At 72.2% G+C, this 23,929-nt stretch carries 16 protein-coding genes; 5 read left to right on the top strand and 11 right to left on the bottom strand.

The features are described from left to right. Positions 1 to 69: 69 nt before the first annotated feature. The 3 genes from KVS71_RS01400 to KVS71_RS01410 form a co-directional block, all read right to left on the bottom strand. Entirely contained in the window at positions 70 to 2,166 is a 2,097-nt protein-coding gene (locus tag KVS71_RS01400) for a DUF11 domain-containing protein (RefSeq protein WP_217583112.1), read from the bottom strand. A 103-nt stretch (positions 2,167 to 2,269) separates the two neighbouring features. After that, entirely contained in the window at positions 2,270 to 3,697 is a 1,428-nt protein-coding gene (locus KVS71_RS01405; RefSeq protein WP_217583114.1) for a sigma-70 family RNA polymerase sigma factor, read from the bottom strand. 117 nt (positions 3,698 to 3,814) lie between these two features. After that, positions 3,815 to 5,404 (bottom strand): DUF5979 domain-containing protein, encoded by a 1,590-nt coding sequence (locus KVS71_RS01410; protein ID WP_217583116.1) that lies wholly within the window; start codon positions 5,402 to 5,404, stop codon positions 3,815 to 3,817. A gap of 526 nt (positions 5,405 to 5,930) precedes the next feature. Between KVS71_RS01410 and KVS71_RS01415 the strand changes: the two genes are divergently transcribed. The 4 genes from KVS71_RS01415 to KVS71_RS01430 all read left to right on the top strand — a co-directional run bounded on the left by KVS71_RS01415 (position 5,931) and on the right by KVS71_RS01430 (position 10,194). Further along, the gene (locus KVS71_RS01415; RefSeq protein ID WP_144881567.1) at positions 5,931 to 6,668 is read left to right on the top strand and encodes an SGNH/GDSL hydrolase family protein; all 738 of its coding nucleotides are present in this window, start codon (positions 5,931 to 5,933) and stop codon (positions 6,666 to 6,668) included. 97 nt (positions 6,669 to 6,765) lie between these two features. Continuing rightward, complete coding sequence (locus KVS71_RS01420; protein WP_060923249.1) at positions 6,766 to 7,506, top strand: peptidase E; 741 nt, start codon at positions 6,766 to 6,768, stop codon at positions 7,504 to 7,506. Then, positions 7,503 to 8,858 carry an anaerobic C4-dicarboxylate transporter family protein gene (locus KVS71_RS01425; protein WP_105949023.1) on the top strand — a complete coding sequence of 452 codons (1,356 nt, stop codon included), beginning with the start codon at positions 7,503 to 7,505 and terminating at the stop codon, positions 8,856 to 8,858. The genes KVS71_RS01420 and KVS71_RS01425 overlap by 4 nt, the downstream gene beginning before the upstream one ends. A gap of 1 nt (position 8,859) precedes the next feature. Next, a complete protein-coding gene (locus KVS71_RS01430; RefSeq protein WP_217583118.1) occupies positions 8,860 to 10,194 on the top strand; it encodes a threonine/serine exporter ThrE family protein in 1,335 nt (444 codons plus the stop codon). Here the strand turns inward: KVS71_RS01430 and KVS71_RS01435 are convergent. From KVS71_RS01435 to KVS71_RS01455, 5 genes are all read right to left on the bottom strand, one after another. Then, positions 10,191 to 10,445: a type II toxin-antitoxin system RelE/ParE family toxin gene (locus KVS71_RS01435; RefSeq protein ID WP_060923246.1), complete on the bottom strand. Its 255-nt coding sequence runs from the start codon at positions 10,443 to 10,445 to the stop codon at positions 10,191 to 10,193. The genes KVS71_RS01430 and KVS71_RS01435 overlap by 4 nt on opposite strands. Next, positions 10,442 to 10,705 carry a type II toxin-antitoxin system Phd/YefM family antitoxin gene (locus KVS71_RS01440; RefSeq protein WP_217583120.1) on the bottom strand — a complete coding sequence of 88 codons (264 nt, stop codon included), beginning with the start codon at positions 10,703 to 10,705 and terminating at the stop codon, positions 10,442 to 10,444. The genes KVS71_RS01435 and KVS71_RS01440 overlap by 4 nt, the downstream gene beginning before the upstream one ends. Before the next feature lie 113 nt (positions 10,706 to 10,818). Further along, on the bottom strand, positions 10,819 to 11,412 hold the full coding sequence (locus tag KVS71_RS01445) for a DUF305 domain-containing protein (protein WP_217583128.1): 594 nt from the start codon (positions 11,410 to 11,412) through the stop codon (positions 10,819 to 10,821). 66 nt (positions 11,413 to 11,478) lie between these two features. Next, entirely contained in the window at positions 11,479 to 11,868 is a 390-nt protein-coding gene (locus KVS71_RS01450; protein ID WP_217583130.1) for a DUF6153 family protein, read from the bottom strand. Positions 11,869 to 11,912: 44 nt separating this feature from the next. Next, positions 11,913 to 12,467 carry an ECF transporter S component gene (locus tag KVS71_RS01455; RefSeq protein ID WP_186326346.1) on the bottom strand — a complete coding sequence of 185 codons (555 nt, stop codon included), beginning with the start codon at positions 12,465 to 12,467 and terminating at the stop codon, positions 11,913 to 11,915. 48 nt (positions 12,468 to 12,515) lie between these two features. On the opposite strand from KVS71_RS01455, the gene KVS71_RS01460 reads away from it, so the two are divergent. Beyond that, positions 12,516 to 15,080 (top strand): LuxR C-terminal-related transcriptional regulator, encoded by a 2,565-nt coding sequence (locus KVS71_RS01460; protein ID WP_254635343.1) that lies wholly within the window; start codon positions 12,516 to 12,518, stop codon positions 15,078 to 15,080. Positions 15,081 to 15,132: 52 nt separating this feature from the next. On the opposite strand, the gene KVS71_RS01465 is transcribed toward KVS71_RS01460, so the two are convergent. The 3 genes from KVS71_RS01465 to KVS71_RS01475 form a co-directional block, all read right to left on the bottom strand. After that, entirely contained in the window at positions 15,133 to 20,331 is a 5,199-nt protein-coding gene (locus KVS71_RS01465) for an isopeptide-forming domain-containing fimbrial protein (RefSeq protein ID WP_217583138.1), read from the bottom strand. Between the two features lie 239 nt (positions 20,332 to 20,570). Further along, positions 20,571 to 23,075, bottom strand: a complete 2,505-nt coding sequence (locus KVS71_RS01470) for an FtsX-like permease family protein (protein ID WP_217583146.1) — start codon at positions 23,073 to 23,075, stop codon at positions 20,571 to 20,573. Then, complete coding sequence (locus KVS71_RS01475) at positions 23,075 to 23,842, bottom strand: ABC transporter ATP-binding protein (protein WP_217583148.1); 768 nt, start codon at positions 23,840 to 23,842, stop codon at positions 23,075 to 23,077. The genes KVS71_RS01470 and KVS71_RS01475 overlap by 1 nt, the downstream gene beginning before the upstream one ends. Positions 23,843 to 23,929: the final 87 nt, after the last annotated feature.

Genomic DNA, 23,929 nt, shown 5'->3' on the forward strand with positions numbered 1-23,929 from the left:
AGAAGTGCATTTCTGGGTACCTCGATCAGCCCCCGGAGGGAGGTCCCCCGTGGCTGACGCGATCAGTGGTTATCGGTGGGTCGCGCGACGCGCGGAGACGATGAGGAGCAGAGCCCCACCTGCCAGCAGCGCGATCGCGGGGAGGACGGAGAGCGGCGTGCCGCCGGTCTGGGCGAGCCCTGCGGCCGCAGGGGCACGGACGACGGTCGCTGCGCACGACCACTGCGCGTCGTCCGCGCAGGCGTGCGCCGCCGACAGCGGCGGTAGCGCCGGAAGGCCGGACAGGTCATCCGGGACGGCGATCCCGGCCTGGACCGCTGCCGCCCGCAGACCGGCGATCATCGACTCGTCGTAGGCCACGGTGGCGCGGTTGACGATGGTGCCCTCCGCGTCGCGCGGCAGCTGGGCACGCAGGGTCATCGTGGCGGACTCCCCCGGTCCGAGCTCGGGCACCACCCAGCCCACGCGGTCCTGCACGGCGACACCCCCGGTCGAGGCGGCGATGAACCGTGCGCCGTCCGGGAGATCGTCGACGACGGGGATCTGGGTCGCGGTACCGGGGCCGACGTTCGACACGGTGATCGTGTAGTCGAGGATAGATCCGGCGACCGCCGCGGATTGCGCGACCGTCTTGTCGATCTCGAGCGAGGCGAGCGCGGCCACCGCGGTCAGGGCGCACGCCTGCTGCGGGTCGTCAGGGCACGGGGTGGTCACCGTCGGCGCCGGGGTTCCGGCGGGCGCATCCGCAGGGTTCTGCACGGTGGCGCGGTTGAGGAGCTGCGCCTCGTCCAGGCCCCCCGGGGTGGTTCCGGTCACGTGCAGCGCGACCTCGCCCCCGGCGGGGACCTCGGGCAGCGTCCAGCGGACGGTGCCGTCGGCGACCACGCTGCCCTGATCGGCCGAGACCGCCGTCAGGGCCGGCGGCAGAAGGTCGGTCACCGGGACGTCGTTCGCCGGACCCGTGCCGGCGTTGGCGACGACGAGGGTGTATGTCAGCACCTCATCGTGCCCGGCGACCTGCTTGTCGACAGTCTTCGCGAGCGACAACGCCGGCAGGGCGGCGACCGTCGTGGCGGCGCAGGCGGCACCCGCGTCGTCCGCACACGGCGTCGCCGACGTGGGTGCGGGCGTCTCGGCCGGAGCATCGGCGGGATTCTTCACCACGGCGCGATTGACGAGCGTGCTGCCCGCACCCGCGCGATCGACCGTCCCGAGGACATGCAGGGTGCTCGTGCCGCCGGCGGGAAGGGCGTCGATCGTCCACGTGACCGCGCCGTCCGCGACGACGCCGCCCTGATCGGCCGTCACATCACGCAGCCCGGCGGGAAGGGTGTCGGTCACGGGCACCTGCCGGGCGTCCGCCTCGCCGGAGTTCCGGACGGTGATGGTGTAGTCGAGGGTCTCGCCGGGCGCGGCGGCCGCCTTGTCCACGACCTTCGCGATCGAGAGACCGGCGAGCTTCGGGTCCGGTGTGGCGGTGGCCGTGATCCCGAGCGCGTAGCCGTCGGTCGCCGTCGTCTGCATGCCGCCGAGGGCGAAGCGGGCGACGTCGAAGACGATGCGCGTGATCTTGGTGCCGGGGACGGTGAAGCTTCCGCAGCCTCCGGGGCGGGAGGCCGCGGTGCAGGAGATGCGGAGGTCGCCACGGACGTACCCGTCGCCTCCGTCCACGAAGGTCGCGCCGTCGGAGACGACCGCGCGGGTGGCGCCGCCGTCCGCGGAGGCGAAGCGCATGCCATCCGCGATGGCGATCCCGCCGAGCCCGGTACCTCCGGTCCCGGCGCCGAACTCGGCGATGTGGATGGCGGGATCGTCGACGGGGCGGTCGAACGTGATCGTGAGCTGTCCCTCACCGCACCGCGACGCCGTGCCGCAGTTCGCCTTCGAGTGCACGTCGAGCGTCGCGAGGTCCTTCGCCGAGACACCGGCGGCGTACATCGCGTCCGTGCCACTCCAGGAGCTCAGCGTCTTGCCCTCGCCCCCGAAGATGCGCGAGCCGCCCGACAGTGTCGCCGTGGCGACTGTGCCGTCCGGCAGCGTGAACCTGCCGGTGTTCGCGTCGACGATGGTCGCCGCTCCCGACGCGGCGGTCGCGGGGGCCGCGGCGACGACGGCACCGAGGGCGAGCAGCAGTCCGAGCACGAAGGCGCCCGATCGTTTCCTCATGGCGATGTGATTCCAATCTCGATCTCTTCATCCGCTGGTATCCGGAGATGACGGACTCCTACAGGACAGCGAGGCGCAGGGGTGATTACGCGCGGTTCCGAAATCAATCCACGATGACCACCTCGGCCGTCGCGGCCCCGGAGACTCCGGCGATGTTGGACTGCGCGAAGCTCAAGGTCACCGCGGTCCCGGCCGGGACCGGGTAGGCGTCGACCTCGAAGCTCGCCTGCCACCGTTCGTTCGCCGCGCAGGTACCCGCCGCGAGCGTGGCGCCGTACGCGGACACCGTCAGGTCGGCGCCGGCCTCGCAGGCCACGGTGACAGACAGGAGCTTGGTGCGTGAGACCTGGCCCGGGACGGAGATGAGGACCGGCGGGCTCGGCACGGTCGCCTCGGGAACCGGGTCCGGCGCCGGCTCCGGATCCGCCGGAGGCTCCGCCGGGGCCGGCGGCTCGGATTCCCCCGGAGGCTCCGTCGTCTCGGCAGGCGTTGCCACCGGGGCGGGGGCCGCCGAGGGCGATGCCGTCGGGGTGGGCACGCTCCACGTCACGATCTGACTGGCGGCGGGGGTCGCGACCACCGCGGTGCCGCCCACGACCGTGGCGACGACGGTCGCCGCCAGAGTCGTCGCGGCGACCGCGGTCACGATGGCGACGGTGGCCTTCGCCGCGGCGATGCCCGCGACCGGAGCAGCGATCGCCGGCGGCAGCGGTGCGGCGCTGGCGGAGAGTCCCGCCGAGGTCAACGACTGCCAGATCTGCGCGCCCGCCCCCACGGCGATGCCGGCGGGGAACAGGACCGACAACATGCGCGAACTGGCGTGACGGGCTTCGTCGGCCTTCGCGCGGCAGTCGGCGCACTCGTCGAGGTGGGCGTGCACGCGGGCGGTGTCTCGAGGGGTGAGTCGCTGGCGGGCGTGCGCGCCCAGCTTCCCCATCGTCCACTGGCACTCTCGCGATGCCGGCGGACGAGCGGCGACGTGCGCGGTGATCCAGGCCTGCCGGAGCCCCTCTCTGGCGCGGAAGGCGAGGACCGCGGCGGCGCGCTCGCTGATGTCGAGGCGCTTGCCGATCTCGTGCATCGACAGGTGCTCGACCTCGCCGAACCACAGCACGTCCTGCCACCGCTCCGGCAGGGCCAGGATGGCCTGGGAGACGAGGGAGGCGTCGAAGTCGGCGTCCGCGGCGGCGTCGGTGCTGTTCGGATCCTCCACCGCCTCGATGTACTCGATCGGCACTTCGCGGCGGGCACGGCCCCAGCTGATGGCGAGGTTGCGCATGGTGGCGAACAGATAGGGCTTGAACGCGGCCGTCGGCCCCTTCCCTGCCTGGATCGCCTGGTAGATGCGGGTGAACGACTCCGCGACGAGGTCGTCGGCATCGGCCGACCACCAGTAGCTGCGCGCCACAGCCGCGGCCGCGGGCGCGTACCGCTCCCACAGTTCCGCATAGGCCTGCTCGTCCCCCCCGCGGACGCGGCCCAGCAGGTCGGCATCGCGTTCTCTGTCTTCGTCTCTGCGTTCGTCGCTCATGGTGTTCCCTTCCCCCAGGGCATCAGTCGGCGAGGTGACGGACCTCGCCCGTGCGTTCTCGCGCCGACGCGGGGTGCGGCCGACAGACGTCGGCCGCACCCCGCACGGCATGTGCGATCAGCGGTTCCCGCGGCGTGCGCGTCGCGCGGCCGCCAGTGCACCCCCCATCCCCAGCAGCAGCACCCCGGCGACCAGACCCGTGACCGCGATCTCCCCACCGGTCGAGGCCAGCGATTTGCCCGGAGTTCCCGGCGTGGTCGGCGTGGTCGGCGTGCCGGGCGTGGTCGGAGTGCCCGGCGTCGGCGGCGTGGTCGGAGTGCCCGGCGTCGGCGGCGTGGTCGGCGTCGGCGGCGGCGGCACGACGGACACCGGGTTCTGCACACTCACGGCGACCGTCTCGTCCCCTACGGTGAACCGCTCCGGACTGATCGTCGGAGTGCCCCAGGCGATGCCGGCCACCGACTCGGGCGTGCGCTCGCGGACCGTGACCTCCGCACCGACCGGCAGCGCCGGGCTCGTCACCGGCGACCCCGCCTCGAGCGTGAGCACCCCGGACCCCGCCGGGAAGCCCCGGCCCGCCGGATACGCGTACTCCAGCACATACCGGGTCTCGGCAGGGATCCGCTCGGTCGCGGCCGCCTCACCGGCGAGGGTCTTCAGCGCCGTGAACCGCCCGACCCGCGTGCCGTTCCCCGTCCCCGAGCCCCCGTGGCGGGTGACCTCCGACGTGACCGTCGACGAGGTCTCGGTGCCGACCCGGATCTCGGCCGCGTTGCGGTAGCTGCCGGCCGCGCCGTCGTCGGTCACGCGCGAGAGATAGTGCACGTTGTAGAAGGCCCCCTCGCGGGCGGTGAAGGTCACGGTGGTGCCGTCCGCGGAGACGGTGTAATCGGAGGCCGGGGCCTCGGTGATCGGCCCCGGCACGACAAGACCGCTGGGGAGCGTCTCCAGGCCGGTGGCCACCCAGAGCGACGGGTAGCGCTCGCCGGCGGCGGATTCGCGCAGGAGTTCCTGATCCGGACCGATGATGTCGGTGACGACGACCTCTTGACCCGCGACCATGCCCTTCGCTCCCGCACCGACGGCGACGTCCCAGGCGATGGTGTCGGAGGAGTTCTGATACTCCCCGCTCTTGAAGTCGGTCCGCCCGCGGAAGTCGCAGTCCGTCGAGCAGGCGAAGGGGTCCGGCTTCACGTCCACGGCGGCCGTGACGTCGCCGAAGTCGTAGGTGACCGTGGTGGTCTCCGTCACCTCGGTGGTCACGGTCGCCCAGAAGGAGAAGCCGCCGGAGAGACCGACGGGGTGCTCCTGCAGGTAGGTGCCGTCGATGTCGCAGACGAGCTGGGTGGCGGTCGTGACGCAGCTCCCGGCCTCCTGGCCATCGTCGTCGAGCAGCGGGAACGCGTCCGGCAGCCCGCGGAGACCCTCGGGGAGATCGACGACGAACCCGGCTGGTGCCACGGGGTCGTCCGGCAGAGACCAGCTCCCGGTGAGCTCGGCCTTCGTACCGCTCGCGACGGCCTTCTCCGTGAAGGCGAGCGACGACACCGTCGCGCTGGTCGTGTACGGCGGCGCCGCCGTCGCGACGACGGGGGCGAGCAGGGCTCCGACGATTCCTCCGACGATCACGGCGAGGGCGGCGACGCGGCGGGCGACGCGGCTCCTCCGCCCCGAGCCGGGTCGGACGGGTGGCGAATGGGTCAGCATGTGTTCCTCCGGTGACAGCCGCGCGCACGCGACGTGGGCACGGTCGAAGATGAGACACGGCGAAGCCCGGCGTACTACGCGGGCTCCGCAGGATTGCGGAACCCGACGACGCGCGCCGCGCGCGTCTCCACGCCGCACGGAGCGGCGCACCCTTGCTCGCGGCGATGCCGCGAGCTCTCCCCCGGCCCGCAAGGTTCCCCTCCCTCGAACAGGCCGCGAACGACGGTACCCCTCATGCCGCGGATCACAGGTGTTCGCAGCCGCGCGTATATCGGCGTTCCGGAATGGGTCGACGGAACGCCCCCGAGACCGGGGATGTGCGGCGGGCCGGGGGAGCAGCCCGCCGCACGAGGGACTCGATTTCTCCACATCGTCGGGTTGGGGATTCGACGATGTCCTGGGCCGCGGATCCCGTCCGCGCTCACATGCCCAGCCTCGCCCCTCGGGAAACAGGACGGGAACGATGCCGGGGCATTACGCCACCCCGTCAGGAAGCAGGTCGCGGGCGACGGATAAGCTCTGAGGCGTGCCGATCGCCCCCTCCGCCTCCCCCGCCACCGCCTCCGACGACCTGGGCCGCCTCGCCGCCGCCCTCCGCGACCCCGCACCGTTGAACTGGATCATCACCGGCGACTCGATCACCCACGGCCTGGTTCACACCCAGGGTGGGCGCAGCTACCCGGAGCACCTCCACGAGCTGGTCAGGGGCGAGCTCGAGCGCGTCCGCGACATCGTCCTCAACACCGCGATCAGCGGCAACCGGATCGTCGACATCCTCGACGACTGGGAGCGTCGGGTCGCGGGCTGGCAGCCGGATGTCGTGACCCTCATGGTCGGCACCAACGACGCCTCCGACGGCGGACCACGACCGGTCATCTCGCCGGAGGACTACGCCGCGTCTCTGCACGACTTCGTGCGCCGGGTACGCGGGCTCGGCGCCATCCCGGTGCTCCAGACGCCGCCCGCCATCGACGTCCGCAATGCTCCGGAGCGGGCGCGGATCGCCGACTTCGCCGAGGCCGTCCGCCGGGTCGCTTCCGCGGAGGACGTGATCCTCGTCGACCAGCACGCGCACTTCGCGGAGCTGGGGAACGGCGGCGTGCCGTGGGGCCTCATGAACGATCCGTTCCACCCCAGCGCGGTCGGCCACGCCGCCCTCGCCCTCGAGCTCGCCCGCGTGCTCGGCATCGCGCCGGAGGGCCCCCGCGCCCGCACGACCGCCCTCCTCGAAGGCATGGTGGGCACGGCCCGCGTCTTCGGCTGAGTGGCCCGGATTCACCCGGCCAGGGTGACCGCTCTGGACGGCGGTGACGGCGCGACGCTAGGTTGAGCGCATTCACATCCGACAGTGAGGTGGGGGCATGTCGCACGTCGTCGCAACCGGGGCCGGCAAGGCCATGATGGAACGTCGGAACGATCCGACGCACGAGTACATCCTGAAGCTCACCGGCAAGGAGCGTCCCCGGGTCCTCTTCGTCGGGACCGCGACCGGCGACGACACCGCCTACATCGTGAGCTTCTACTCCACGTACGACTCCGACAGATGCGCGCCCCATCACCTGCCGCTGTTCCACCGCGCGGTCGACGACCTCGCCGGCTTCGTGAAGGGCTTCGACGTCATCCACGTCGGCGGGGGGAACACCGCCAACATGCTCGACGTCTGGAAGCGTCAGGGGCTCGACGTGGTCATGCGCGAGATGTGGGAGGACCCCTCTTCGAACGTCGTGTTCACCGGAGGCAGCGCAGGCGGCATCTGCTGGTTCGAGGGCGGCACGACCGACAGCTACGGCCCCACGCTGCAGGTGCTCCCCGAGGGCCTCGGGTTCCTGCACGGCAGCTTCTGCCCGCATTACGACGCCGAGGACCAGCGCCGGCCCCTCTTCCACGCCTCGCTCCTCAGCGGCGAGCTGTCGACCGGGTACGCGGTGGGCAATCTGCAGTCGCTCCACTTCGAGAACGGCGAGTTCGTCACCGCGGTCAGCCCGGTCGAGAACCCACTGGCGCTGAAGGTCCAGGCGGTCGACGGGAAGATCGTCGAGACCGAGCTGCCGGTGCAGGTCCTCGCCGGATCCGCGCCGATCGTGAAGGGGCCGTCGTCGTGAACGACAGCGTCTGGATCCTCGTCGCGGAGCTCATCGTCGTCGTCCTGGCGATCTTCATGGGCACCCGCACGAGCGGGATCGGCCTGGGCGTGTGGGGCCTCGTCGGCGTCGCGGTGCTCGTGTTCGTGTTCGGGGAGGCCCCCGGCAACGCCCCGGTCGATGCCGTGTTCATCGTCATCACGGTCATCACCGCGGCCTCGACCATGCAGGCCGCTGGCGGCATCGACTGGATGGTGTCGGTGGCCGCCAAGGTCATCCGCAAACGGCCGAAGTCCGTCGTCTTCCTCGCACCGGCGATGTCGTTCCTCTTCACGGTCGGCGCGGGCACCGGCAACATCTTCTACCCGCTGCTGCCGGTGATCTACGACGTCTCCTACCAGCAGAAGATCCGACCGGAGCGGGCGCTGTCGGTCTCGGCCGTCGCCTCGCAGGTCGGCATCCTCTGCTCTCCGGTCTCCGCCGCCACCGCATCGATGGTCGTGCTGCTCGCGCCGCAGGGCGTCGACCTCGGCGGCCTGCTCCTCATCATGTGGCCGGCCTCCATCGCGGGCCTGCTCGTGGCCGCGCTGGTCATGATGCGCCACGGCAAGGACCTCGAGGACGACCCGGAGTACCAGAGGCGCCTGGCGGAGGGACAGATCAAGCCGCCCGTGGTCGACGCGCACGAGAACAAGCTCCCGGCGACCGCCGTGCTGTCGGCCTCGCTGTTCCTCGCCGGTGTCGCGGTGATCGTGTTCTTCGGCCTGTTCGAGAACCTCCGTCCGGTCATCGGCACCGACGACGACGGCGATCCGCTGCGCCTGAGCGTCACCGTGATCATCGAGGTCGTCATGGGCATCATCGCCGCACTGATCTTCGTGTTCTGCAAGGTGAAGGCCGCCGACGTGCCGAAGCAGTCCACCTTCCCCGCGGGCATCGTCGGCGCCATCGCCCTGTTCGGCATCGCCTGGCTCGCGAACACGTTCGTCGCCGCGAACCAGACCCTCATCGTCGACGGGCTGGGCTCGGTCGTCTCCGGCTCGTCCGCCTTCCTCGGTGCCCTGCTGTTCGCGCTGGCGCTGTTCGCGGTCGCCATGCTCACGACCAGCCAATCGAGCGCCACGAACGCGATCGTCCCGATCGGCATCACGATCGGGCTGCCCGCCTCTCTGCTGGTGGGGCTGTGGCCGGCGGCGATGGGCATCTACACGCTGCCCGCCAACGGCAGCCAGGTGGCCACGGTCGCGTTCGACCAGACCGGGACGACGAAGATGGGCAAGTTCGTCCTCGATCACTCGTTCCAGCTGCCGAACCTCGTCTATGTCGGCACGGCCATCATCGTCGGGGTGGCGCTGTCGTTCCTGTTCTGGTGACATGACCGACGTCGTCGACCGTTCGGCGCTGCGGCAGTTCCTGCTGGGGTTGGCGCAGGGGATGAACGCGTCGGCGGAGTCCGTCGACCGCATCCGGGACACGATCGCCGAGGTCGCCACGGCGTCTGGCGGAGACGGCGCCGACTTCGTCGTCCTGCCCACCATCATCATCGTGGAGACGGGGGACGCGGAGGAGCAGCGGGTCGCGTTCCGCTCGGCCACGAACGCCTCGTTCCGCTTCGATCAGATCGCCGCGCTGTACGACCTCATCGCGCAGGCGAAGACCGGCGACGTGGACCCGCTGGACGGCATCCGGCGGCTCAACGAGATCGGGGCGATGCGTCCGCGCCTCGGCTGGTTCACCCGGACGCTCGGCCACGCCATCCTCACGACCGGCCTGGCGCTCCTGCTCGCACCGACCTGGCAGGGCGCCCTCGTCGCCTTCGTGCTCGGATTCGGGATCGGCCTGCTCAAACTCGTGCGCTCCCCCACTCTGCAGCTCGTCATGCCCATCGCCGCGGCCTTCGTGTGCGCGGCTGCGGTGTTCCTCCTCGCGGAGGTCATCGAGATCGGCGACCCGATCCGGCTGTTGATCGCCCCGCTGGTCACCTTCCTCCCCGGTGGTGTGCTGACCACGGCGACGGTCGAGCTCGCGGCCGGGCAGATGATCTCCGGTGCATCCCGCCTCATCTACGGCTTCGTGCAGCTCGCGCTCCTCGCCTTCGGCATCCTCGCCGCCGGTGCCGTGGTGGGCGTCTCGAGCGATTCGTACGAGGCCCTCGACGCCTCCTCGTCGTATCTGCCCTGGTGGGTGCCGCTGCTCGGCATCCTCGTGTTCGCACTCGGCAACTACCTGCACTTCTCCTCCCCGCCGTCCACGTTCGGGTGGGTGCTGCTCGCCCTGGTCGTCGCGTACCTCGGCCAGTGGGCGGGAACGGAGTTCATCGACCCGGCAGTGGGCGGGTTCGTCGGTGCGGTCGCCGTCACCCCGGTGGTGTTCTGGATCGCCGGGCTGCGTCACGGAGCCCCCTCGCAGCTCACGTTCCTCCCGGCGTTCTGGCTGCTGGTGCCCGGCGCCGCCGGGCTCGTGGGGCTCACCGAGGCGGTGGCGACCGACAACGGCCTCGCCGACTTCACCGCGGCCCTGGTGTCGGTCATGTCGATCGCGCTCGGCGTGCTCATCGGCACGGCGCTCTATCGCGTCGTGCACCATGGCGCGGAGGAGTTCGTCCAGTTCGCCGTCGCCCCGCCTCCCACCGAGGACGAGGAGCCCGCGCCGACCCTCTGGCACCGCCTCTCTGCTCCGCTGCGCCGCCTGCGCCGCCGCGACGGCTAGCGGTACACCTCGCGACGGTGGCCGGCATGCACGACGACGATCGTCAGGATCCCGTCCTCGATCCGGTAGAGCACCCGGTAGTCGCCCGTCCGCACCCGCCACTCCGGTCGGCCGGTGAGCTTGCGGGCCGCGGGGGGCCGCGGGTCTTCGGAGAGGAGCTCGATGACGGCCTCGATACGTCGCCTCCCCTCGGGAGGGAGCTTGCGGATCGCCCGCACGGCGACCGGCAGGACCTGGACGTCGTAGGTCACGGCACGAGCCCGAGGTCCCGCTTCACCTCTTCCCAGGGGATCGGCGTCTCATCGAGTCGCGCGGTCTCGTCCCAGGCGGCATCGACCGCGCGGATGTCGGCCAGTTCCTCCGCATCTTCGAGGAGTCGCTCCAGCAGGCTGGCATCGACGACAGCGGCCACCGGGACGTTTCGTCGGGTGAGGTAGACGGGCTCTTCACGCGCCTCGTCGATGATGGACGCCAGCCGCGCCCTGGCCTCCGTGATCGCGATCTCGCTCATGGGTACATGATAGTGCGAAATGTACAGAACAGCGCGGAAAGGACAGATCGCGCACGGGCGACGGGCCCCGCGTCGCCTGCGCGACGCGGGGCCGGTGCCGGTGCCGGTGCCGATCAGAGCGTGGCGAGGATCTCCTTCATCTCCGCGATCTCGGCGGTCTGCGCGTCGACGATGTCCTGCGCGAGGGCGACCGCGTCGGCGTTCTCGCCGTCCGCGACCTCCGCCTCGGCCATCTCGACCGCGCCCTCGTGATGCGCGATCATCTGCTCCAGGAACAGTCGGGACGCCTCCGGGCCCGCGGCGGCCTCGAGCGCGGCGAGGTCGTCGTCGCTCATCATGCCGTCGCCGTGATCCATGTCGGCGGGGTCACCCGCCTCGGCACCCCAGTCGTCGAGCCAGCCCTGCAACTGCTCGATCTCGGGCCCCTGAGCGGCCTTGATCCGCTCGGCGAGGTCGGCGACCCGCGGATCGACGTCCTCCTTCGCGAGCACGATGTCGGACATCTCGACGGCCTGCTCGTGGTGGACGACCATCATCGACGCGAACATCGCGTCGGCCTCGTTCGCTCCGGTCAGCGGGGCGTCCGAGGTGGTGTGATCCATACCGGAGTGGTCGGCCGGCCCGGCAGGTGCGTTCGAGGCGCACCCGGCGAGGGCGAGGGTCCCGGCCAGCACGAGGACGGCGGCGGCAGTGGTTCGATTGGTCATTTCTCTCTCATCTCTGTCTGTCGGAAGGGCGTCCGCGGTCGCGGCGCCCGGGCGCATCGGCGCCGATCAGGTCCGACTGATGCAGAGGATGTGGAGTGAGGGAGGACGAAGCGGGGCGGCGGCGGGCTCCACGGGCGAGCGGAGAGCGCGGAGCAGGGGTCCGGTCAGGAGAGCGCGAGAGGGGCGCAGCAGCAGGAGGAGCCCGCCGAGCAGGGCGAGGACGCAGGCCGCCCCGCCATCGTGCACAGGATCACCCGGGACGACGGCCTCGTCCGCTCCGCCCGCCTCGTGCGCTGCCGACGCGCCGGGGTGTGCGGGGCCCGCGTGCCCCGCGACGGCGTGCGCCCCCGGGGTGCCGTGGGTGTCGAGGGCGTGCATGCCGAGGAGGCCGAGGAGGACGCCGCCAACGAGGAGGACGGCGAGCATCGCTCCCTGGAACGCGCGACGACCGACCATGTGTCCATGGTACCCCGTGGGGGTATCTCGACCGGCATGCCGGCTCAGCGGGCGACGCCGGCGCGCCGCAGCAGCCGGCGGACGGCGAGGACGACACCGGCCACCGCGAGCTCGCCGACCACCCGCCCCAGCAGCGTGCCGATGAGCACCGGCGGAACGAGGTGCTCCGGGGAGAATACGGGGAGGGCGACGACGAAGAGCACCGCACCGGTCACGGCGCCGGCGAGCAGGACACGGGCCGGGCGGACGGGGGCGTCGCGCCGGAACGGCAGCGCCAGGTCGAGGACCACGCCGCCGAGGACGAGCGGAACGACGCCGAGCAGCCCGATGGGCGACACCGCGACCGTCAGCACACCGGTCACGAAGGCGGCCAGCGTCGCCATCCCCGGCACGCGGGTGATGACGCGCGCGAGGAAGGGCAGTGCGGTGTGCACGGCCGCGACCAGGGCATACGCGGGAGGGGAGGCGGCGGCGAGCACGCTCGTGATCGGCACGACGGCCAGGAAGACGAGGGCCTGGACCGCGCCGAGCGCGGCGCTCACGAGGAGGGCGCTGGTCGGCACGCGGCGGGAGGACACGGGGGCTGTCGGACCACTCACCCCTCCGAGCCTAGAACCGTGGGCGGGTTGGATATCGTAGGGGTGGGGATGCGTACCTGGGGAGGGACGATGCCGGCTTTCGGCGCGCAAGGGGACAAGAGGTTGCCGCGGGTTTCCGCGCACGTCATCGGACGTCCGCGGGTGAACGCCGCGCTGGACGACGGAGCTCCGCTCACACTGCTGCGCGGAGCCGCGGGCTCCGGGAAGACCACCGCCCTGGTGGGCTGGGCCTTCACCTCCCCCGACCGCGTCGTATGGCTCACGGCCACGCCCGCGCTGGCGACGAGCGCGGCCCTCGCCGCCGCCCTGCTGCGGGTGCTGGGCGGCGCGGGGGAGGCCGTCGGCGGCGGCCATCGTGCCTCGGACACCGGGGAGGGGTGGCCGGCCGTCGCCCAGTACCTGTGCGATCACCAGGAGCCTCTCATCCTCGTGCTCGACGACGCCGCCGCGCTCGACCGGGATGCGGTCTTCGACCTGTGCCGCACGGTCGCCGTCCCGCCGCACGTCCGCCTGATCGTCGCCACGAACCGCCCCAGCCCGTTCGACAGCGAAGGCATCGGCCTGGTGATCGACACCGCGCTGATCTCTCCGGAGGACCTCGCGTTCGACACGGACGAGATCCGCCGCGCTCTCGGCGTCGACGGGGACACCGCCGTCGCCGTGCGGGAGGCGACCGAGGGGTTCGCGGCGGTCATCCGCGCCGTCGCCCTCCGCGGCCGTGTCCCCGACGGCGCGACGATCGTGGAGGTCGCGACCGCGGCGGTCGACGACTACCTCCGCAGCCGCATGGAGGAGGGCACGTTCGGCGCCGGCGTCCTCGAAGGCCTGATCCGGATCAGCATCACGGACACCGTCGATCTCCCGTTGGCCCAGGCCCTCAGCAGTGATCCCGACATCGGCGCCGCCCTCGACGAGGCCGAGGCGTTCGGCTTCGGGCGGTGGTCGACGGAATCCGGGCGCCGGACCTTCACGATCGCCGCGCCGGCTCGCGCACTTCTGCGCCGCGACCTCCTGGAGCGCTTCCCGGCCGAGATCCGCCTGCTCCGGCGCCTCGCGATCGAGGGTGCGCTGCGGCGCGACGCCCCCTTCGAGGGGCTCCGCCTGGCGATGGAGGAGGACGACCTCCACCTCGCCGCCCACGTCATCATGTCGGGCTGGAGCCACCTTCTGGATCACGACGGCCGCCGGGTCGTGGCGCTGCTGGGCGACCTGCCCCTCGCGCGGCTCAAGCAGGAGCCGCTGGTGGCGATGCTGCTGGGCATCTGCCTCAACGCCAACCGACTCCGCCGGGTGCGCGGCCTGCAGCTGCTGCGGATGGCGATCTCCGCCGCGAACGCCCGGCGGAGCGCCCTCTCGCCGACGGAGCGCCTGTTCATCTGGACCGCGGAGAGCGCGGCGCTGCGGGTGGTCGGGATGCCCGAGCGGGCCGGGCAGGTCGCGGCCCGCGCGCTCGCGCTGTACACGGAGACCTCGGAGTCGCAGTGGCAGCAGTACGCGATCGAGATGCCGCTGCTGTGTACGCACCTCGGGATCTCGCTGTACTACGGCGGTCGCCGCGATCAGGCCCTCCGCCTCTTCGACGAGGCCGCCGCCCTCGCCGCATCCCAGGGCACAGGCAACGCCTTCCACGCCGTGAGCCTGCTCAGCGGGATCCACGCCCTCAACGGCGACCTCCCGGAGGCGCGGCACTACGTCGAGATCATCCGGGACGGCTCGTGGGACCCCGCCCTGCTGGACGGGTACCGCGGCACGTTCTACCGCGTCGCGGAAGCGATGCTCGCCGTGGAAGAGGGCGACCTCGCCACGGCCAAGCAGCACGTGCGCGCCTTCGAGCCGCACCGGGCGACGAGCGAGCACTGGACGACGATGGCGACCGTGGAAGCCTGGATCGCACTGCACGACGGCGACGCCGCCGCCGCCGGACTGGAGCGTCTGGAGTCGTTCGGGAGGATGCGCGGGCGCGAGGCCGGAGCGGCGTCGGCACGCCAGGCATTGAGTCGCCCCCGGATCCTGCTGCACCTCGCCCTCGGCGACGTCCGCGCCGCGCGCAGCGTCAAGCAGCGCGACGCCGGGACGGACCGGTTCGGCACCCTCCTGGAACGGGCCAGGATCGCCCTGATCGACGGTCGCGCTCCGGACGCGGTGCGACTGCTCGCCACGACGCGCCTCGAACCGACGACCTCCCGCGAGCGCGCCGAGGCCGCCGCGGTGCACAGTGCGGCGCTCCACCGCGTCAGCCCCGCCGCCGCGCAGGCCGTGACAGAGGCGCTGCACGCCCAGCTCGCCGATCGGGAGCTGCGCACTCCGCTGGCCCTGCTCGGCGCCGAGGACTTCGCCGCCGTCCGGGCCGACCTCGCTCCGGTCGGCGACCCGCCGCTGCCCACCCGCTCGGCGTTGCCGTCGTTCGCGGCGCGCCCGAAGCTCTCCTCGCGGGAGCAGGTGGTGCTGCACGCGCTCACGACCGGGGCACCGCTGCCCGAGATCGCCGCGGAGCTGCGGGTCTCGCCGAACACCCTGAAGACGCAGCTCCGCAGCATCTACCGCAAGCTCGACGCGGCCAACCGCACGGAGGCGCTCGAACAGGCCGCCCGGCACGGACTCCTCCCGGGATGACGAAAGCCCCGCCCGTCGGACACGACGGGCGGGGCCTCCTTCTTCGGAACCGTCAGCTCTGCATGCGGCGACGTCGCACCACCAGCAGCACCGCGCCGCCGATCAGCAGGGCGATCGCGAGGCCGAGGATCCACGGCGCCAGCTGTCCGCCGGTGAGGGCGAGCGGCGTCAGCACCCGGTTCTCGGTCGTGCTCGTCGGCGGGGTGATCGTCTCCCCGCCGGGAGGCGTGGCCGAGGCGGTGGCCACGTTCCGCAGCGTCGCCCCCGCCGCGTCGGCGTGCACGGTCACCGCGTAGGTGATCACGACGCGCTCTCCCTCGGCGAGGCTGCCGGTCCAGCGCAGCGTCGTGCCGTCGATCGTCGGCGCGGCCACCACACGGTCACCCACCGTGGCGGTCGTCGTGCCGCGGAGGTCGGCATGCCGCAGCACTCCGGTCAGGTCGTCCGTGACGACGACCTCGTCCAGACCCGTCTCGCCGGTGTTGGTGCCGGTGAGCGTGTACGTCACGACGCTGCCCGTCGCGACGGCGGAGCCGGATGCGGGGTCGGACGACTTGACGAACGTGAAGCCCGGGGTGCCGACGGGGTTCTCCGTCGTCACCGGCGGCGGGGTCAGCTCGGCGCCGCCGGGAGGCGTGGCCGCACCCTCGACGGTGTTCGCGATGATCGCACCGCCGGCGTCGCCGTGCACGGTCACCGAGTAGGTGATCGTGACGCGCTGGCCGACCGCGAGGTCACCGGCCCAGGTGAGCTCGTCGCCCGCGACGACGGGAGCAGACGTGGTGCCGTCGCTCAGGGTCGCCGTCGCGTCGCCGTTGTAGGCGGCGTGGGCGAGCACGGCCGACAGGTCGTCGACGATGCGGACCGGAGCCAGCGCCGTCTCTCCCGTGTTCACGCCGGTCACCGTGTAGGTGACGACGCTGCCCGGGTCGACCCGGGTGCCGGACGCGGGATCGGCGAACTTGCGCAGCTCGAAGCCGGGCTTGTTCACGGGATTCTCGGTCGTCGCCGGCGGCGTCTCGATCGGCGGCACCCCACCCGGCGGGGTCGCCGAGCCGGAGGCCGAGTTCTCGATGACAGCGCCGCCGGCCTCGGCGCGCACGGTCACCGAGTACGTGATCGTGACGCTCTCGCCGACCTGCAGCGCACCCGTCCAGGACAGCCGGTCCTCGGCCACCGTCGGCGCGGTCGTCGCCGTGCCGCCGATCGTCGCGGTCGCGTCGTCGTTGTACTCCGCGTGCGCCAGGACACCGGAGAGGTCGTCGGCGATGGTGACGGGGTCGAGAGCCGTCTCGCCCGTGTTCACACCGGTCACCGTGTAGGTGAGGACGCTGCCCGGGTCGACCGCCGTGCCCGCAGCCGGGTCGACGCTCTTCGAGACGGAGAATCCGGGCTCGTTGACCGGGTTGGTCGTGACACCGGGCGGCGGGGTGATCGTCGATCCTCCTGGCGGGGTCGCCGTCGCGGACGCCGCGTTCTCGATCACAGTGCCGACGCCCTCGGCGCTCACGGTCACGGAGTAGGTGACGGTCACGGTCTGGCCGACCGCGAGCGCCCCCGTCCACGACAGCTCGGTGCCGTCCAGGGTCGCGGGAGCCGCAGCGGCACCCGCGATGCTCGCCACGGCATCCGCGTTGAACGTCGCGTACGGCAGCACACCGGACAGGTCGTCGGTGATCGTCACCGGGTCGAGCACCGTCTGGCCCGTGTTGACCGCGGTCAGCGTGTAGGTGAGCACGTCACCCGGGTCGACAGCGGTACCGGCGGCGGGGTCGACGGTCTTGGCGAACGTGAAGCCGGGCTCGTTCACCGGGTGCTCCGTGCTCGACGGCGGCGGCGTGATCGGCGTGCCGGGAGTCGTGGGACTCTCGGGGTCGCTCGGGTCGGCGGGGATCAGCGGGGTCGCCTCTCCGGTGGCCGTGTTCGCGATGGTCTCGCCGCCGGCGGTGGCGTCGACGGTCACCGAGTAGGTGATCACGACGTCCTGGCCGGGACGCAGCACGCCGTTCCACGAGAGGGCGCCGTCGGCCACGCGGACGTCGCCGCGGGTGGCGGACACGTCGTCGTTGTACGACGCGTGGGCCAGCGCCGCGCGCAGGTCGTCGCCGATCTCGACCGGGTCGAGGACGGTGTCGCCCGTGTTGCGGCCGGTCACGGTGTACGTGATCACGCTGCCGGGGTCGACGCGCGTGCCCGTCGCCGGGTCGGCCGTCTTGGTGACGGTGAACCCGGGCGTCGCGACGGGGTGCTCCGTCGTCGCCGGCGGGGTCTCGACCGGGGTGCCCGGCGTGGTCGGGCTCTCCGGGTCGGTCGGGTCGGTCGGGATCAGCGGGGTGCCCTCACCGGACACCGTGTTACGGAGCAGCACGCCGGTCGCATCCTCGTCCACCGTCACCGTGTAGGTGATGTCGACGCGGTCGCCGGGAGCGAGCGTTCCGGTCCAGGTGAGCGTGGTGCCGGAGAGCGCGACGGATCCGGACGAGGCCTTCGCGTCGCCGCCGTACTCCGCGTTCGCGAGGACGGCCGAGAGGTCGTCGACGATGGTCGCGGGGTCGAGGACCGTGTTGCCGGTGTTGACGCCCGAGACCGTGTAGGTGAGGGTGTCGCCCGCGCGGACGGCGGTGCCGGAGGCCGGGTCGGCCGACTTCGAGACCTCGAAGCCGGTGTCGACGACGGGGTGCTCCGTCTCCGCCGCGGGCGGGACGATCGGGGTCCCCGGGGTCTTCGCTCCGGAGGGGTCGGCGGGGTCGGTCGGGATCTGCGGCGTGGCCGATCCGGTGACGACGTTGTGCAGCAGGGCCTTCTCGACACCCGCATCCACCGTCACCGTGTAGCGGATCGTGACCGATTCCCCGCGCGGGATGGCCCCGGTCCAGGTGAGGGTGGCGTCGGCGACCCGCACGGAGCCGCGGTCGGCCGTGACGTCGTCGTTGTAGCCGGCGGAGCCGAGCACGCCCGACAGGTCGTCGACGATCTCCGCGGGATCGAGGTCGGTGTCGCCCGTGTTGGTGCCGGTGATCGTGTAGGTGATCGTGTCGCCCGCCGACACGGCCGTGCCGGAGGCGGGGTCGGCCGACTTCGAGATGGTGAAGCCGGAGCCGATCACGGGGTGCTCGGTGGTGACCGTCGGCGGGACGATCGGCTCACCGGGAACCTGCGGCCCGGTCGGGTCGCCGGGATTCGGGGTGGTCGGGGTGCCCGATCCGGTCACGCTGTTGCGCAGGATCTCGCCGGAGGTGTCGTCGCCCACGGTCACCGAGTACGTGATAGTCACGGTCTGTCCGGGCTGGAGCGTTCCGGTCCAGGCGAGGTCGTTCCCGGTCAGGGTCGCACCGCCCGTGGTCACGGTCGTGCCGCCGACCGTGGTCGTGATGTCGTCGTTGAACGCGGCGTTCGCGAGCACGCCGGAGAGGTCGTCGGTGACGGTCACCGGGTCGAGGACGGTCGCGCCGGTGTTCGTGCCGGTGACGGTGTACTCGATGGTCTGGCCGGGCTCCACCACGGTGCCCGCGGCGGGGTCGGAGGTCTTCGCGACCTCGAAGCCGGCGACCGGGTGCTCGGTGGTGACGGCCGGAGGCGTGGTCGGGGGCAGCCCCCCGGGCGGGGTGCCCGATGCGGTGACGCGGTTGGCGATGCGCTCGCCTTCCACGCCCTCGTCGACGACGACGGAGTACGTGATCGTGAGCACCTGCCCGGGCTCGAGAGCACCGGTCCATGCGAGGTCGTCGCCCGTGACGGTGGCGGCGCCGGACGACACCGGGTCACCGTCGATCGTCGTCGCCACGTCACCCTGGTACGCGGCGTTGGCGAGCACACCCGACAGGTCGTCGCTCACGGTGACCGGGTCGAGGCGGGTGTTGCCGGTGTTCTCGGCCTGCACCGTGTAGGTCAGTCGCTGGCCGGCCTGCACCGCAGTGCCGTCGGCGGGGTCGGAGGTTTTGCGGAGAGCGAGGTCCGGCGCGAGGCGGACGTTCGTGTACGTGCAGGTGACGTCGGTGCCCAGCGGACCGGCCGGCTGGGTGACCTGTCCGTCGGCAGTGACGGCCACCGGGGTGGTCGAGCCGTCGGCGTTCACCTGCCGGCAGACGAGGGAGGCGTCGTACTTCGTGAGGTCGGTCGAGCCCGCCGCCGATTCGGAGAGCCGGAAGGTGTCGCCCTGGTTCGTGAAGACGGGACCGGCGTAGTCCGGCTGCAGACCGGAGCGGTCGCCGCGGGTGACGGCGTCGGTCTGCGCGACCTGGTAGCCGGCCGGCGACTGCACCCGGAGGCCGAACTGATCGGTCGCGGCGTGGCGGCCCTCGGGGAGGTCCTTCTTCAGCGTCAGCGTGTTCGGGAACGTGCAGCTCGCCATGTCGGTCGGCGAGAAGGTGCCGAGCTGGGTCGTGTTGACCGTCTGCCCGCGCGGCAGGTCGACCTCGATGATGCGGTTGCCGCCGCCGGAGACCGAGACGAAGATGTGGCCGAGGTTGCCGAACGCGATGCCGTTGCCCTGCACGCCGGCGCCCATGTCGTGCACCTGCTTGGCGTCGATCGTCGCGGTGCTGGGTTCGAGCGTGGCCGGGAGGTCGGAGGAGTAGATGAAGTTGTCGGCGACGAGCACGAGCTGACCGGAGGCGCTGAAGGCCATGTCGCCGTTGGCGCCGAACGCGCTGCTGCCCGTGGTCGGACGGAGGGTTCCGACCTGCACGTAGTCCTGCGGCGTGACCTTCTCGTTCCACGCGTAGAGGTTGATGGCGCCGTTCACCGTGCCGCTGGCGAAGTAGTAGACGCCGGTCACGGGGTGCACGGCACCGCGCAGCACCGAGGAGTTCAGCGTGAACGTCGTCTGCGCGGTCGTGTCGGTGACGCGGTCGTGCTTGGCCAGCGTCTTGGTTCCCGCGGCATTGGTGACCGTGTAGGCGTACCGCCCGGTCGAGGAGAGCCCGAGGGCGTTGTTGGAGTGGTTCGCGCCGAGGTTGATGGAGCCGAGCGTGCCGCCGTCGCCGGGGGCACCGCCCTGCTCGTTCACGGCGAACTCGCGCACCTCGGTGGCGCTCTGCACGTACACCGCTCCGGGCGTGCACAGGAACGGCTCCGCCGCGGCGGCCGGTGCGGCGGTCAGCGCCCCGCCGACGACGATCATCGACGACGCGACGAGCGCCGTGCTCACGGCACCGCCGATCAGCCTCTTCGTCCGGCCCCGCCAGCGGCTGTGCCGCTCCGGCGGAAGGCCATCGGACGTGCGGTCCTTGCGGGCAACACGGAATCCCATGACTGCTCTCCCCATTCATCGCGTTCCGGCACGCATCCGCGCACACGGAAGCCCCCGCCCCCTCAGGCGACCGCCGAGCACCCTTTCGGGCAGGGTGGACTCGGTCCGGGCCTCCGCCAGCCTGCCGGTCCGCCGCGGAGCCCTCCGGCCGAAGCGGAGGAATTCACCCCTCGTTTTCACCCCCGGCGCACGCCGGAGGGCGCACCGGGATCCCGATGCGCCCTCCGGTGGTCGCGGAGCTACTCGCGGGAGCCGATCTCCTCGATCGGACGACGATGCAGCGCGGCCTCCGTCGCGACGCGCAGCGCGACGAGGGCCAGCGCCCCCATGCCGCCGATGATCGCGAGGGAGCCGAGCACCGGCATCGCCGGGAGCGGCTGCCCGGAGATGCCGTAGCTCATGCCCATCAGCGGCGGGATCGCCACCAGCACGCCGAAGACCATCGAGAGACCCGCGGTCAGGATCGCCTCGGTGCGCATCGTGGCGCGCACCTGGCCCCGGGAGGCGCCGATGAGCTGCAGGAGGGCGAACTCCCGGGACCGCTCCCCCGTCGCCATCACGAGGGTGTTCACGACGGCGATCGCGATATACCCGAGGATGACCAGCAGGCCGATGAGGCTCACCCACCCCTGCTGCGAGACGGCACCGGTCGTGCTCGCCTTCTGCCCCGACCCCGGGGCCACCTGCAGACCGTCGGCGGCGAGGGCGTCGGCCGCGCCCGAACCGTCCACCGACACGAGCGCGAACGAGTCGAGTCCTGCGGAGGTGTGCGCGCGGATGTGGTCGGCGGCCATGGTGAGATCCCCGAAGCCGAGACCTCGTTGGTAGATGCCGACCACGGTCGCCTCCAGGGGTGAGCCGTCGCCGAGCGCGCCCGTCACCGGGTCGCCGATGTCGAGGCCGAGCGTGTGGGCCATATCGGCGCTGACGGCGACGGTCGCACCGCCGTCGAGGGCGGCGAGAGACCCTTCCCGCACCCGCAGGTCGAGCAGGCCGTCCGCCGTCGCCGGGTCGACACCCTGCAGCACGTACTCCGTGCGTTCGACCGTGCCTTCGATGTCGAGCGAGTCGATCACCGCGGTGCTGACGACCACGCCGGTCGCGGCAGTCACCCCCGGCTTGCCGCGCAGCCCGCCGACGACGTCGGGGGAGAGCCCGGCCGGGGCCGCCACCCGCAGGTCGGCGATGACCCCGGCCCTCGCCTGGGTCGCCGCCTCGTCCGCGACGATCGCCGGCCCGCCGATCTGCACGAGACCCAACCCGATACCGAGGGCGATCGGGAGGACGGCGGCCGCCATGCGCCGGCTGCCCGCGGTGGTGTGGGCGGCGGCGAGGAATCCAGCCGCCGAGGAGCGGCGCAGCACGGGGCCGACGAGGCGCACGCACAGGGCGACGAGCCACGGCCCCAGCAGCGCGAGAGCGACGATGAGCAGGATCGCCGCACCGGCCGACGCACCGACGGCGGCGTCTCCGCGGACGGTCAGAGGGACGGTGGAGATCGAGACCCCGGCGGCGGCGAAGACGATCCCGGTGATGACGCGGGGCAGGCCGATCGGACCAGGACCCGTCGACGACTCGCGCAGCGCCTCGATGGGATCGAGGCGGGCAGGACGCCGCGCGGCGATGCGCGCCGCACCCCAGGCCGAACCGAGCACCAGCACCAGGGCGGCCAGTGCCGGGAACGGGCTCAGCGCGAGGGCGAAGTCGCCGGGGATCACGCCGCCCGCGACGAACGCCGACTGCAGCGCGGAGGACAGCAGGTACCCCGGAGCGATCCCGAGCAGCGCGGCGACGACCGCGATCGTGAGCACCTCCCTGGCGATGAGGGAATGCACCTGCGACGAGGTGGCCCCGACGGCACGGAGCAGCGCGTACTCGCGCCGACGCGCCTGCACCGACAGCGACAGCGTCCCCGCGACGATGAAGAGGGCGACGAGGATGCAGGTGCCCACGAAGGCGCTGCCGATCGCGACGAGCAGGGTGCGTGCCGCCGCCGAGTCGAGGAACTCCACGTCGCCGCGGGCGTCTCCGGTCCGGGCGACCAGCTGCGGGAACGCCTCGCGGATCGCGGTCGCCACCGGTTCGGGGTCCCCGTCGACGAACACGCCCAGCGCCTGCGCGGCGCCGCCGTGCGGGTCGAGGTCGCGGATGCGCTCGTCCGTCAGGAACACCGGCACCGCACGCTCCGGCAGCGCCTCTGCCGTCACCAGGCCGACGACCATGAAGGTCGCCGGGGTGCCGCCGTGGGCCAGCGGAAGGGTGTCGCCCACGGCATGGCCGGCACCGGCGAGCACCACGGCCTCGTCACCGGCAGCGGGTTCTCGGCCTTCCGCGAGCGTGAAGCCGGTGAGCGCCGTCGCGGACCAGGGGTGCGCCTCGACCACGGCATCCGTCGTCCCGTTCCGGAGCGCCAGGGGCACGGTCACGTCGGCGACCACGGCCTCGACTCCGGGCAGCGCGGCGATCTCCCGCGCGGCGTCGTCGGGAACGGGGGCACGCTCACGCAGCGGCACCGGCAGGTCCTCCGGCACGTCGACCTGCTGCGCTGCCCCGACGACCACCTCGGCGGCGGTGTAGCGCTGCGGGGCGAGGCCACCGCGGATGCCCGACTCGACGAGCACGCCGAGCCCCGTGACGAGCGCGCTCGCGACGAAGATGGCGACGAACACCCCGGCCAGACTGCGCCGATGGTGACGGAGGTCGGCGCGGACGATGCGCCCGAGCCCGAGGGTCGAGGCGGACATCACCACTCCCCCAGCGTGCTCATGCGATCCGTGATCTGCTGCGGGCTGCCGCCGTCGAGATGTCCGGCGAACGCCCCGTCGGCGAGGAAGATCACCCGGTCGGCGTGCGAAGCCACCACCGGGTCGTGCGTGACGACCACAACGGTCTGGTGCAGTTCCTTCGCGGTATGGGCGAGGAGATCGAGGACCTGCTTCCCGGTGCGGGAATCCAGGGCGCCGGTGGGCTCGTCGCCGAACACCACGTGCGGTCGCGTGATGAGCGCCCTGGCGATCGCGACGCGCTGCTGCTGTCCGCCGGAGAGCTCGGCGGGGCGGCGGTGGCGACGGTCGGTGAGACCCACCGCGTCGAGCAGGGTCTCCAGCCAGCGATGATCCAAGCCCTGCCGTCCGAGGCGCAGCGGGAGGGTGATGTTGTCCTCCACGCTGAGCGCCGGAAGCAGGTTGTAGGCCTGGAAGACGAACCCCACGTGGTCGCGGCGGAAGGCCGTGAGCTGCCGGGGCGTGAGCGCGGAGATCTCGGTGCCGCCGAGGTGCACCGTGCCGCTGGTCGGGCGGTCGAGCCCTGCGGCGCTGTGCAGCAGCGTGCTCTTACCCGAGCCGGATGGCCCCATGATCGCGGTGAACGAGCCTCGGGCGATGGCGAGATCGATGCCGCGGAGGGCGGTCACCGTGGCGCTGCCGTTGCCATAGGTCTTGACGAGGCCGCTGAGGCGCAGGGCCTCGGCCGGGGCCGCTTCGACGAGCGGCGGAGAGGAGAGGAAGGTCATGCTTCGACGGTAGGAACGCCGGGCGACCGCCCCCATCCCGCCCGGTCCCGCATCGATGGTGGAGCTGGCTCTACCGCGGGCGGCGGG

Origin of the sequence: Microbacterium sp. GbtcB4, from assembly GCF_019091465.1 — a bacterium.
Classification (GTDB): Bacteria; Actinomycetota; Actinomycetes; order Actinomycetales; family Microbacteriaceae; genus Microbacterium; species Microbacterium paraoxydans.

Coding starts and splice junctions, on each gene's coding strand:
- KVS71_RS01440 (WP_217583120.1), bottom strand. CDS start 10,705: ATGAGCGAGATCGCGATCACGGAGGCCAGGGCGCGGCTGGCGTCCATC.
- KVS71_RS01420 (WP_060923249.1), top strand. CDS start 6,766: ATGTCGCACGTCGTCGCAACCGGGGCCGGCAAGGCCATGATGGAACGT.
- KVS71_RS01410 (WP_217583116.1), bottom strand. CDS start 5,404: ATGCTGACCCATTCGCCACCCGTCCGACCCGGCTCGGGGCGGAGGAGC.
- KVS71_RS01405 (WP_217583114.1), bottom strand. CDS start 3,697: ATGAGCGACGAACGCAGAGACGAAGACAGAGAACGCGATGCCGACCTG.
- KVS71_RS01470 (WP_217583146.1), bottom strand. CDS start 23,075: ATGTCCGCCTCGACCCTCGGGCTCGGGCGCATCGTCCGCGCCGACCTC.
- KVS71_RS01445 (WP_217583128.1), bottom strand. CDS start 11,412: ATGACCAATCGAACCACTGCCGCCGCCGTCCTCGTGCTGGCCGGGACC.
- KVS71_RS01400 (WP_217583112.1), bottom strand. CDS start 2,166: ATGAGGAAACGATCGGGCGCCTTCGTGCTCGGACTGCTGCTCGCCCTC.
- KVS71_RS01475 (WP_217583148.1), bottom strand. CDS start 23,842: ATGACCTTCCTCTCCTCTCCGCCGCTCGTCGAAGCGGCCCCGGCCGAG.
- KVS71_RS01460 (WP_254635343.1), top strand. CDS start 12,516: ATGCGTACCTGGGGAGGGACGATGCCGGCTTTCGGCGCGCAAGGGGAC.
- KVS71_RS01450 (WP_217583130.1), bottom strand. CDS start 11,868: ATGGTCGGTCGTCGCGCGTTCCAGGGAGCGATGCTCGCCGTCCTCCTC.
- KVS71_RS01465 (WP_217583138.1), bottom strand. CDS start 20,331: ATGGGATTCCGTGTTGCCCGCAAGGACCGCACGTCCGATGGCCTTCCG.
- KVS71_RS01430 (WP_217583118.1), top strand. CDS start 8,860: ATGACCGACGTCGTCGACCGTTCGGCGCTGCGGCAGTTCCTGCTGGGG.